This is a genomic window from Curtobacterium sp. MCSS17_006 (genome assembly GCF_003234215.1).
Classification (GTDB): Bacteria; Actinomycetota; Actinomycetes; order Actinomycetales; family Microbacteriaceae; genus Curtobacterium; species Curtobacterium flaccumfaciens.
In genome coordinates this window covers 93,552-103,709 of the sequence record NZ_QKSO01000017.1, presented here as the reverse complement: position 1 = coordinate 103,709, position 10,158 = coordinate 93,552, and the positions used below count along the sequence as shown (strand labels likewise).

Sequence of the window (10,158 nt, the reverse complement as noted above, 5' to 3'; positions counted from 1 at the left end):
TAAGAGACAGGCCGGTGCCTCGTCGACGAGCAGGCCGGCGACGCCTGGGCGGTCGGCCCCGACGGTACCAAGGCGTGGGGACGCTTCGGCGCCGCCGGCCTGCTCGTCGACGACGGCACCGGCCGCGTGCTCCTGCAGCACCGCGTCGAGTGGAGCCACCACGGCGGCACCTGGGGCATCCCCGGCGGCGCGCGGCACCAGGGCGAAGCAGCCGTGACGGCCGCCCTCCGCGAATCCGCCGAAGAGGCCGGTGTCCCCGACGACGCGATCGCCCTGCGCCACACGGCACTGCTCGACCTGGGCTTCTGGACCTACACGACCGTCGTGGGGCGCGCCTCCCGACCCTTCGAACCCGTCATCGCCGACCGCGAGAGCCTCGCGCTGTCGTGGATCCCGATCGACCAGGTCGACGACCTGCCCCTGCACCCCGGCTTCGGCAGGTCGTGGCCGGCGCTCCGCGCCACGATCGCGACCACCCCGCACGTCGTCGTCGACGCAGCGAACGTCGTCGGCAGCGTTCCAGACGGCTGGTGGAAGGACCGAGCAGGCGCCGCATCGCGCCTGCTGGCACAGGTGTCGGCGCTCGCCGAGGGCGGGGTCGCCGCATCGTTGCTCGACCTGCCGTTCGCACGGTGGTGGCCGCGGTGGACCGTGGTGCTCGAGGGGGAGGCCCGGGCCGCTGCGGACGTGGGCGGTGCTGGCGCAGACCGCGGCGCCGCTACCGGCGCCGTCGACGTCGTCCGTGCTCCGGCTTCCGGCGACGACGCCATCGTCGAGTCCGCGCAGGCCGCGGTGCAGGCCGGCGACGGGCCGGTCGTCGTCGTGACGGCCGACCGCGAGCTCCGCGACCGCGTCGAGGCCCTCGGCGCGATCGTCCACGGGCCGTCCTGGTTGCGCGACCAGCTGTAGCCGCCTGGACCGCCGTGTTCCGGATGGTGACCGAGCGGCCGTCGGTCGCTGCCGGTACGCTGGCCCTCCGTCAACGGAGACGCAACACGCAGGAGGTTCCCCTTGGAGCGCATCACCAGGGCCGACGACCGAGTCCACCGCCCCGCCGGGCCGTGGACCCCCACGGTGCACCGGCTGCTCGCCCACCTGCACGAGCAGGGGTTCGTCGCAGCCCCGGAACCGATCGCCCTCGGCGACACCCTCGAGACGGTCTCGTTCGTCCCCGGTGTCGCGGGCGAGTACCCCTGGACCGAGGACATCGCCAGCGAGGCCGCCCTCGTCACCAGCGCCCGCCTGCTCCGCCAGTTCCACGACGCCGCCGCCAGCTTCCCGCGCAGCGCCACCGACGACCTCTGGTCCCAGGCCGACCGTGCCCCCGTCGAGACGATCGTGCACGGCGACTTCGCCCCGTACAACTGCGTGTACGACGGCATCGCCGCCGTCGGCCTGATCGACTTCGACACCGCTCACCCCGGGCCCCGCGTCTGGGACGTCGCGAGTGCCGTCTACCGGTTCGCACCGTTCACCACCGGTGCCGTCGAAGGATCGACCGCCCCCGACCTCGACGAGCGGCTCGCGCGGGCCGCCGAGTTCTGCCGCGCCTACGCCCTCGACGACCGCTCCCGCAGCGTCCTGGCCGAGACGATGATCGCGTCCCTCGTCGCCCTGGTCACGACGATCGAGCACGAGGCCGCCGCCGGCAACCCGAAGTTCGTCAGCGACCTGCAGCACGGCCACGCCGACCTGTACCGCGCCGACGTCGCTTACCTGGAGCAGCACGCCGACGCCGTCACCGCCGCCGTCGCGTGACCACCAGCCCCGCGCGGCTCCGCACGGCGCGGTTCGCGGCGCAGGGCATCGCGGCACCCGGACTGCGACCCACCGAGGTCGTCGCGCGGATGCTGGCGGTGCAGGGGCAGGACCTCGGCCAGGTGCTCTGGGCCATCGGGGTCCGCGCTCCCGGATCGTCGCGGGACGACGTCCGCGAGGCCTTCGACCGCGGGGAACTCGTCCGCTCGTGGCCGATGCGCGGCACCCTGCACGCCCTGCGCCCCGACGACCTGCGCCTGCTGCTCTCGCTCACCGCCGAACGGACGCTCCGCACGATCGCCCGACGCGCCGCCGAGCTCGGCATCGACGACGCCCTGCTCGGCCGGGCCCGGGACGCGACGATCGCGGCCCTGGTCGGTGGTCGTGCGCTGGTCCGGGACGACCTGTTCGCGGCGTACCGCGCTGCGGGCATCGACCCGGCCGGAGGCCGCGGCTACCACTCGGTCCTGCAGCTCGCGCAGGAGGGCCTCGTCGCCTGGGGCCCCACCGCCCGCGTCGGGCAGGGGCTCGTGCTGCTCGACGAGTGGGCACCCGCCACCGCTGACCCGCCGGACCGCGACGAAGCCCTCCGCCGGGTCCTGCTCGGGTACCTGCGTGGCCGTGGCCCCGCGACCGAGGCCGACGCCGCGAGCTGGACGAAGCTGCCGCTCGGTGACCTCCGCCGAGCGCGGGCCGCGGCGGGGGACGCGGTGGAGGACCTCGGCGACGGGCTCCTCGACCTCGCCGACCGGCCGGCAGCCGCGCGCGTCCCCACCGGGCACCTGCTCCCCGGCTTCGACGAGTACCTGCTCGGGTACGCCGACCGGTCCGCGCAGCTCGACCCCGCCCACGCCGACCGGGTCGTCCCCGGGGCCAACGGCATGTTCCTGCCGATGGCCGTCGTCCGCGGTCGCGTCGTCGGCACCTGGAAGCGCACCGAGCGCCGGGCCGGGCACCTCGTCACCGTCACGCCCTTCGGTGCCCTCGACGCGTCGTCCGTCCGAGCACTCGAGGCGGCGACCGCGCGGTACGCGGCGTTCCTCGGAGCGCCGGTCGTGACCACGGTGGTCTGACGCGACCACCTGCGGACCGTGTGCCGAGGCTGCCTGGCCGCACCGCTCCTCCAGACCGCACCCAGCAACCATGCGGCGGACTCCGACACTGCCTCCGGTAATGTCGCAGGGCCATGACGGACAGCCCGGCCGACGCCACCCCCTACGAAGTCCTCGGCGTCCCCGCGACGGCTGACGACGAAGCGCTCCGCCGCGCCTACCGGCGGGCCGCCCGCGAGACGCACCCCGACCTCGGCGGCGACGCCCAGCGCTTCCGCCAGGTCCAGCTCGCATGGGAGCGCATCGGCACGCCGGCGGCCCGGCGCGCGTACGACATCGGGTCCCGCGCGTACGGCGCGTCCGGGGCGACCGCCGGCAGGGGTGACACCGGTCGCGACGCCTACGCACCCCCGGCAGCGCGTCGCGACACCCGCCCCCGGGCCCGGTCCCACGGACACCCCGGCGGTCGGTCGCGCGAGGTCTTCCTGCAGGCCGAACGCGAGTGGGTCGGCCTCGGCGACCCCATCGAGGACCCGTACGACCCCACGCTCATCCGCTCCGCGCCTCGGCACATCCGGCGCCTGCTCGCCGAGGCCCTGGCCGAAGAAGCGACCGCGCTGATCGTCTCCGACATGGGGATCGGCGTCACGGTGTGGCACGACCTCGACGCCGGGGCCGAGGGCAAGCTCGACCACGCCGTCCTGACCCCGAGCGGGCTCTGGGCCGTCGAGTCCATCGACTGGGGCGCTCCGGTCCGCGTCGAGCACGGCGAGATCGTCGGCGAGACGCTCGCGCCGGGGGAGCGACCCGTCAAGGAACTCGTCCGCGCCGCCCGTGCCGTGCAGAAGCAGACCCGGGTGCGGTTCTCCGGGCGGCTGCTTGTCGTGCCGGACGCCGCCGTCACCGAGGACGTCCAGCTCGTCGGCTCCCCGAAGAAGCCCACCGCACTCGTCGTCCGCCGGAGTGCGCTCGCCCAGGTGCTGAACGGCGTCTGGTCGCCGGCGGGTTCCGTCGACGTGTTCGAGATCCGCGACCGCCTGCAGCAGACCGTCCGCTTCGTCTGACCCTGACCCTGACGCCTGGGGCTGTCGCCTGGCGCTGGACCCGGGCTCCGGCCGTGATCGTCCGACGCGTCGTACGATCACGGCATGCGCGAAGAGGTCGTCGTCGTGGTCGGCGGGTGGGAGCACGACTGCTGCGGGCCCGCCTACGAACGGCAGGCCACGGCGGCGTTCACCGCGTACGGCAGGGCGCCGCGGTTCGCCGAGTCCCGGCACCACGACGACCCGTTCGGCATCACGGAGTTCCGTGGTCGGGTGGCCGATCTGTTCGTCGTCGCGGAGGACGGCACCCGCATCCCCGTCCACCGCATCCCGTCCGGTCGCGCGCTGGGCGGGTCCGATCCGGACGACGACGGGCACCTCGAGGTGCCCTGGACCGGAGAACGGATCGAGGTCGAGTCCGACACGTTCGAGATCGTGGTCGATGTCCACGTGCCCGGGTCGGGGCCCGGGAAGCGTCAGTAGCCGCGGAGCTTCTCGAGGTCGCGGCGCTCCCGCTTGCTCGGCCGTCCGGCACCGCGATCGCGCATCGGGACGAAGCCGGCCTCTTCCTTCGACAGCCGCGGCGGGGTCTTGTCCTCGAAGTGCTTCGCCGCCTCGGGGGCGCTCGTCCGCTTCAGGATGATGCCGGTGACCATGACGATGCGGTCGAAGCCGTTCTGGCGCACCCGCACCTCGTCGCCGGGGCCGATCGGCTGCGCCGGCTTCGCGCGCTCCCCGTTCACCCGGACGTGACCGGCCTTGCACGCGGCAGTCGCGGCCGACCGGGTCTTGGTGATCCGGACGGCCCAGATCCAGCTGTCGACCCGGGCCTTCTCCATGCCGACACTCTAGGCGGCCCGTACCCTGGGGCGGTGCATGCGGACGAACAGGCGGCGATCGCCCGGGCCCGTGCGCTCGGGGTGCTGCACGACGCCGCGATCGGGGACCGCCTCGTGGTCCGGGCGCACCACGGTGACGGCGCGCAGGACGCCCTCGGCGACCTGGTCGCGCGGACGCCCGACGCCGTGACGATCGCCACCCGCCGCGGCCCGGTCGAGGTCCGGCTCGCCGACGTCGTCGCCGCGAAGCCCGTCCCGCCGCCCCCGCCCGCGCGGCCTGCTCGACGCTGACGCGCTCGGCTCGTCTGGTGCGAGGTTCCGTCCTCCGTGCGACCGCTCATGGGTCGCACGGAGGACGGAACCTCGCACCACTCGCCCAGCACCTCGCACAGCACTTCGCACGGTGCGAGCCACCCCGGCGAGCCGAGGCCCCCGCGCCCCGCTCCCGACATACGCTCATCCCATGGCAGTCCCCGTCCCGCTCGGCACCGAGGACCGCACCGCCCGCCTCACCCTCCGCCGCCCGGACTCCTGGCGCCGCGAGGAATCAGCCCAGGCGGACCTGCGCGTCACCGGCGACGACGTCGTCCTCACCGTCCGATCCCGACCCAGTGACCGCGCGATCGGCGACGAGAACACCGGCCTGCTCGAACGGCTGCCCGGCTCCGTCGAGGGCCTGCTGCTCGTCGGCTGCGACCCGTGGACCACCGCCGGCGCCCCGGCCCGGCTGGTCGAGTACGTCCGGCCCGACGAGCACGGCGACGTCGCCGGCACCCACCTGCTCTTCGTCACCGGTCGGCACCGCGTCGACCTGACGATCGAACGCCCGCTCGCCCGGCTGCTCGAGACCGACGACCTCGTGCTCGCCGTCCTCGAGACCGTCCGCGCCACCGAGACGGTCCCGGTGCGTCCGGAGCGCGAGCTCGAACCCCTGCCGGCTCCTGCCCCGGCACCGTCGCTCGACGGCCCACGGCTCAGCACGGACGCGATCGGCACCCTTCGGAGCCTCGCCGGACGCCGGTGGAACCCCACGCTCCTCCGCACCGCGGCGGGCCGCGAACTCATCGAGGCGGGCCTCGTCGGCCGGCTCGGCACCCTGCCGGAGTCGACCCAGACCCTCCTCGAACCCTGGCAGGGCGATGCCCAGCCGGTCACGCTGGAACAGCACCTGCCCGACGGGGGCGAGTCGCGCCTCCAGGCCTGGTCGCAGACCGTCGTCGACGGGACCGACGCGGCGGGTGCCGTGGTCGCGTCCGTCACGCCGGACCGGGCCGTCGCGCTGCTGGCCGGGAGGCTCGGCATCGGTCCGACGTGGACCTTCCCGTTCCGCACGGGGTCGCTCCCCGGGCACCTGCTCGGCCGCAGGCTGGCCGGCGGTCCGGACGCACCGGACCTGCCGGAGGCCCTCGCCGAGGCGGACCCGCGCCTCGCGCGGTTCTGGGCCGCGCCGTGGACCATCTCGTACCTGCGTCGACCCGGCAAGCCGAAGCCGATTACGATCGTGCGGGCCGAGGGGCACGGGTTCGCCCGCGTGGGGACGACGAAGGCCGGGGAGACCGCCTTCCGGACGGACTCCCCGGCGAACGTGTACCGGTCGGTGGTGCGGGCGCTGCTCGGCTGAGCGCGCCCGGGTTCTCCCGCTACGCGGCGGGGCCGGCGGTCAGGGTGACGGTGACGGTCTTGGCGGCGCCGGTGCTGTCGGTGTAGCGGACGCTCACCTTGTCTCCCACCGAGTGCGACTGGACGACCTCGGTCAGCTGGTCCGAGCTCGTGACCGCCGTGCCGTCGATGCTCGTGATCGTGTCCCCGGCGGCCAGGCCGGCGCTCGCGGCGCCGGAGCCCTCGACGGTGCCGGCGACGGGGACGCCGCCCGTGGTGCCGGAGGTGTTGCTGACCTGGACCCCGAGGAACGCGGGCAGCCCGATGGTGATCGTGCTCGACGACTCCCCGGCGAGGATCTTCTCGGCGATCGTCTTCGCGGTGGTGATCGGGATGGCGTAGCCGGTGACGTCGGCCGTGCCGGAGGACGCTGCCGTGGCCATGCCGACGACCTCGCCCTCGCTGTCCAGCACCGGTCCGCCGGAGTCACCGGAGACGATGTCCGCCGAGATCTCGATCAGGCCGGTCAGGGACTCGGTGCCGGTGCCGGACTCGCTCTGCACCTGGATGTCCTGGTCCGTCGCGGTGACCGTGCCCTCCGCGGCGACGAGGTTGCCGGTGCCCTCGGCGTTGCCGACGTCCTTCACGGTGTCACCGGTGCTCGGCTCGCCGTCGTCGTCGAGCGTGACGGTGGACAGCCCCGAGGCGTCCTCGAGCTTCAGGACGGCGACGTCGTTGGTGGCGTCGGCCCCGACCACGTCGGCCTTGTACTCCTTGCCGGTGGTCTCGTCGGTGACGGTGATGCTCGTCGCGCCCTGGATCACGTGGTTGTTCGTCAGGATCGTGCCGTCGGAGGTCAGGACCATGCCGGTGCCGGCCGCCTGTGACGACTCGTCGTAGTTCAGGACGGTGTTGATCGTCACGACGCCCTTCTTGTCGGCGGCCGTCGCCGCGGTGGCGGGGGACTGGGTCGTGCCGGTGCCGGTGCTGCCGTCGCCGCTGGTGCCGCTGCCGCTGCCGTCGCCGGGCACCGTGAAGCCGTTCGTCCCGTCGCTGCTGCCGGTGCCGCCGGTCCCGTCGGTGCCGGATCCGGTGCCGGGCAGCGTGGTGGTGCCCTGCGACTGGCTCGACGTCGTGGTCGTCCCCTGCGAGGACAGGCCGAGGGCGGTGCCACCGGCCGCACCGACGATGGCGAGAGCGGCGATGCCGGAGCCGATCATCAGTCCCAGGCGACGCGGGCGCTTCGTCGTACCGGGGTGGTTCGCGGTCGCCGCCGAGTACGCCCACGCGTGGTTCGCGCCGGCGAGGGCGGGGCTGCCGATCAGGTACGGGCCGCGGCCGTCCGGCGTGTAGGCGTAGGGGCCGGAGCCGTCCGGACCGTAGAGGTAGGGACCGGAGCCGTCGAACGCGTACGCCGGGCGCAGGGAGGCCGGGTCGGCGTGCGGCGCCTCCCAGTGCATCCCGGGAGCCTGCTGCTGCGCGGCGGGGGTGCCGTCCTCGTCGTGGTCGGCGGCTGCGGGGTTCGGGGTCTCGTTCATCGGTGCTCTCCGGTCGTCCCTCGACGGCCCGGTCGGGCGTCGATGGAGACCAGTACAGGGCGCTTCCCCATGACGAGCCTATGAACGAACCCTGCGCACGCTCCGGGGTTGCTCGGGGGACGCCGAGTGGGGCTCCGGCGTTAGGGTGGCCTTACTTCCATGCCTCCGTCGACGTCCACGCCCCCGGCTCCCAGCTCCGTCCCCCGACTCGTCGGTGCGACCGTGCTGGCGGTCGTCGTCCTCGCCGTGGCGTGTGCGCTGTCGATCGCGTACGGCTCGCGGCCGATCCCGCTCGGGACCGTCCTCGACACGGTGATGCACCCCGGTCGGAGCGACGAGGTCGGGCTCATCGTGCTCGGCAACCGCGTGCCCCGCACCGTCGTCGGACTGCTCGCCGGAACCGCGCTCGGGGTGGCCGGGGCAGTCATGCAGGGCGTGACGAGGAACCCGCTCGCCGACCCGAGCGTCCTCGGCATCAACTCCGGTGCGACCCTGGCCGTGGTGGCCGGGATCGCGGTCTTCGGCGTGAGCGGCACGGCTGCCTACCTGCCGTTCGCGTTCGTCGGGGCCGCACTCGCCGCCGTGCTCGTGTACGGGATCGCGACCGTCGCCCGTCGTGGCCTCTCACCCGTCGGGCTCGCCCTCGCCGGAGCCGTGGTCGCCGCGGCGCTGTCGTCGGTCACCACCGCGGTGCTCGTGACCGACCAGAGCCTGCTCGACCAGCTGCGGTTCTGGCAGGTCGGCGCCCTCGCCGGCAAGGACCTCGGCACGGCGGGGATCATCACCGCGCCGGTGCTCGTCGGTCTGGTGATCGCGTTCGGCCTCGGTCGGTCGCTGAACACCCTCGCGCTCGGGGACGAACTCGCGGCGTCGCTCGGGCAGCGGGTCGTGCTCGTCCGCGCCGTGGGCGGTCTGGTCGCGGTGCTGCTGGCCGGGTCCGCGGTGGCCGCCGCCGGGCCGATCGCCTTCGTCGGGCTCGCCGTGCCGCACGCCGTCCGTCGGCTGAGCGGCCCGGACCACCGCTGGACCATCCTGCTGTCGGCGATCGTCGCCCCCGCACTGCTGCTCGTCGCCGACGTGATCGGTCGCGTCGTGGCGTACCCGGGGGAGCTGCAGGTCGGCATCGTCACGGCGTTGATCGGGGCGCCGGTGTTCATCGCGCTCGTGCGGTCGAGGGCGGTGCGGGGACTGTGAGGCAGGTGTTCGGCTCCGGCCGCCCGCGGTCCGGCGGTCTGCGCCGCTCGGCCGGGCTTCGTCGTGAGGTCGCGGTGCTCGTCGCCGTGGTGGCGGTCATCATGGTGCTCGTCCTGGTCGGGCTCGGCGCCGGTTCGATCCCGCTCACCCCGGGCCAGGTGCTCGCCTCCCTGTTCGGCCAGGGGGACCGGATCTCGGACTTCGTCATCGGGCAGCTCCGCGGGCCGCGGGTGCTCGGCGCCGTCCTCGTCGGCGCCAGTCTCGGCGTCGCGGGCGCGATCGTGCAGAGCGTCGTGCGGAACCCGATCGCGAGCCCCGACGTCATCGGGATCACCTCGGGGGCCAGTGCCGCCGGGCTCACCGCCATCGTGCTGTTCGGTGCCAGCGGTGGAACGCTCTTCTCGGTCGTGCTGGTCGGCGCCGTGGTGGTCTCGATCGTCATCGCCGGGCTCGCCTGGCGACGGGGGATCACCGGCAACCGGGTGATCCTCGTCGGGATCGGCGTCGCGGCGATCTGCCTGAGCATCACGGGCTGGATGCTCACGAGCGGCACCGTCACCCAGGCAGGCACCGCGCTGCTCTGGCTTTCCGGCAGCCTGAACGCCGTCGACCGCGACCTGGTCGGGGTGCTCGGCGTCGCGTTCGTCGTGCTCGGCGTGCTCGCGCTGCTGCAGTCCGCCCGTCTGCAGGTGCTGAGCCTCGGGGACGAGGTCGCCGCCGCACTCGGACTCCGGCCGGACCGGGCGAAGGTGCTCCTGCTCCTCACCGCCGTGTGCCTGACCGCCGCAGCCGTCGCCACCGCGGGGCCCGTCTCGTTCGTGGCGCTGATGGCCGCGCCGATCGCCCGACGCCTGGTCGGCGGTGGACGGGTGGCACTCGCGCCGGCCGCTGCCGTCGGAGCCGCGATCACGCTCGGCAGCGACCTGCTGGCACAGTTCGCCTTCCCCGGCACCGCGCTGCCGGTGGGCGTCGTGACGGGCGTCGTGGGGGCGCCGTACCTGCTCTGGTTGCTCGCGCGGGGACGGTGACGACGGGTCGCACGGTCGCTGACGTCAGGTCCCACGGGTCGCTGACGTCGGGTCCCACGGGTCGCTGACGCGGCTCGTGCGTTCGCGGATCGCGGAAGTCCCTCCAC

General features: G+C 74.2%; 11 protein-coding genes. 9 read left to right on the top strand and 2 right to left on the bottom strand.

Annotated features, from left to right (window positions below; all coding sequences use genetic code 11):
- The first annotated feature begins 99 nt into the window (after positions 1-99).
- The 5 genes from DEJ21_RS15510 to DEJ21_RS15490 all read left to right on the top strand — a co-directional run bounded on the left by DEJ21_RS15510 (position 100) and on the right by DEJ21_RS15490 (position 4,336).
- Positions 100-909, top strand: coding sequence for an NUDIX domain-containing protein (locus tag DEJ21_RS15510; protein ID WP_111225180.1), 810 nt, complete (start codon positions 100-102; stop codon positions 907-909).
- A gap of 102 nt (positions 910-1,011) precedes the next feature.
- Complete coding sequence (locus tag DEJ21_RS15505; protein ID WP_027465222.1) at positions 1,012-1,758, top strand: phosphotransferase enzyme family protein; 747 nt, start codon at positions 1,012-1,014, stop codon at positions 1,756-1,758.
- Complete coding sequence (locus DEJ21_RS15500) at positions 1,755-2,831, top strand: winged helix DNA-binding domain-containing protein (RefSeq protein WP_111225179.1); 1,077 nt, start codon at positions 1,755-1,757, stop codon at positions 2,829-2,831. The genes DEJ21_RS15505 and DEJ21_RS15500 overlap by 4 nt, the downstream gene beginning before the upstream one ends.
- Positions 2,832-2,944: 113 nt before the next feature.
- A complete protein-coding gene (locus DEJ21_RS15495; RefSeq protein ID WP_111040227.1) occupies positions 2,945-3,874 on the top strand; it encodes a DnaJ domain-containing protein in 930 nt (309 codons plus the stop codon).
- 84 nt (positions 3,875-3,958) lie between these two features.
- On the top strand, positions 3,959-4,336 hold the full coding sequence (locus tag DEJ21_RS15490) for a hypothetical protein (RefSeq protein WP_181435928.1): 378 nt from the start codon (positions 3,959-3,961) through the stop codon (positions 4,334-4,336).
- On the opposite strand, the gene DEJ21_RS15485 is transcribed toward DEJ21_RS15490, so the two are convergent.
- Positions 4,330-4,692: an RNA-binding S4 domain-containing protein gene (locus tag DEJ21_RS15485; RefSeq protein ID WP_071405402.1), complete on the bottom strand. Its 363-nt coding sequence runs from the start codon at positions 4,690-4,692 to the stop codon at positions 4,330-4,332. The genes DEJ21_RS15490 and DEJ21_RS15485 overlap by 7 nt on opposite strands.
- 33 nt (positions 4,693-4,725) lie before the next feature.
- Here DEJ21_RS15485 and DEJ21_RS15480 point away from each other — a divergent pair, with 33 nt between their 5' ends.
- Both DEJ21_RS15480 and DEJ21_RS15475 read left to right on the top strand, forming a co-directional pair.
- The gene (locus DEJ21_RS15480) at positions 4,726-4,983 is read left to right on the top strand and encodes a hypothetical protein (RefSeq protein ID WP_258370829.1); all 258 of its coding nucleotides are present in this window, start codon (positions 4,726-4,728) and stop codon (positions 4,981-4,983) included.
- A gap of 172 nt (positions 4,984-5,155) precedes the next feature.
- The gene (locus DEJ21_RS15475) at positions 5,156-6,313 is read left to right on the top strand and encodes a hypothetical protein (protein WP_111225178.1); all 1,158 of its coding nucleotides are present in this window, start codon (positions 5,156-5,158) and stop codon (positions 6,311-6,313) included.
- Positions 6,314-6,332: 19 nt separating this feature from the next.
- Here DEJ21_RS15475 and DEJ21_RS15470 read toward each other — a convergent pair whose 3' ends face one another.
- Positions 6,333-7,829, bottom strand: coding sequence for a trypsin-like peptidase domain-containing protein (locus tag DEJ21_RS15470; protein WP_258375098.1), 1,497 nt, complete (start codon positions 7,827-7,829; stop codon positions 6,333-6,335).
- A 159-nt stretch (positions 7,830-7,988) separates the two neighbouring features.
- On the opposite strand from DEJ21_RS15470, the gene DEJ21_RS15465 reads away from it, so the two are divergent.
- Positions 7,989-9,023, top strand: a complete 1,035-nt coding sequence (locus tag DEJ21_RS15465; protein WP_111030321.1) for an iron ABC transporter permease — start codon at positions 7,989-7,991, stop codon at positions 9,021-9,023.
- Between the two features lie 5 nt (positions 9,024-9,028).
- A complete protein-coding gene (locus tag DEJ21_RS15460; protein ID WP_258375097.1) occupies positions 9,029-10,051 on the top strand; it encodes an iron ABC transporter permease in 1,023 nt (340 codons plus the stop codon).
- Positions 10,052-10,158: the final 107 nt, after the last annotated feature.